The 607-nt window shown below is 38.9% G+C and carries 1 protein-coding gene; it reads left to right on the plus strand.

Annotation, left to right across the window (positions count from 1 at the left end):
• Window positions 1–607 (plus strand): hypothetical protein (locus tag H9635_RS19095; RefSeq protein ID WP_191701908.1); only part of this gene is annotated, 607 nt, incomplete at both ends.

A 607-nucleotide genomic window follows, 5' to 3' on the forward strand; every position in this document is an offset into this window, starting at 1 on the left:
AGTTAACAGATGGGTTGAAAACAATCACATTTGAATCGTCTGAAGCAGGAACACTCCAGTTCATCTATCAGGGGAAAAAGATCGGTCCTCCAGTAACAGTACAAGAAGGAACGAACAAAATTGAGGATTTAGAAAGTATAATTGGAGCCGAAATTGCGGGTGCAGTAGGAAATAAGGAAGCACTAGATAAGGTAGATATCGCAGCGTTAACAAGTGGAAACCTGTTACAAGTAGAATTAACAGATGGCGCGGAAAATTCTACTATTTATACAATAAACGTAACGAAAAATTTAGACGTAATAAAACCAACGGTTAGTAATGTTCAGATAAATGGTGGAACAGTAACTGTACAAGAAACAAAGGTAGACGCAGAGTTAACAGATGGGTTGAAAACAATCACATTTGAATCGTCTGAAGCAGGAACACTCCAGTTCATCTATCAGGGGAAAAAGATCGGTCCTCCAGTAACAGTACAAGAAGGAACGAACAAAATTGAGGATTTAGAAAGTATAATTGGAGCCGAAATTGCGGGTGCAGTAGGAAATAAGGAAGCACTAGATAAGGTAGATATCGCAGCGTTAACAAGTGGAAACCTGTTACAAGTAGA

The sequence above is a fragment of the Solibacillus faecavium genome (genome assembly GCF_014836905.1).
Classification (GTDB): domain Bacteria; phylum Bacillota; class Bacilli; order Bacillales_A; family Planococcaceae; genus Solibacillus; species Solibacillus faecavium.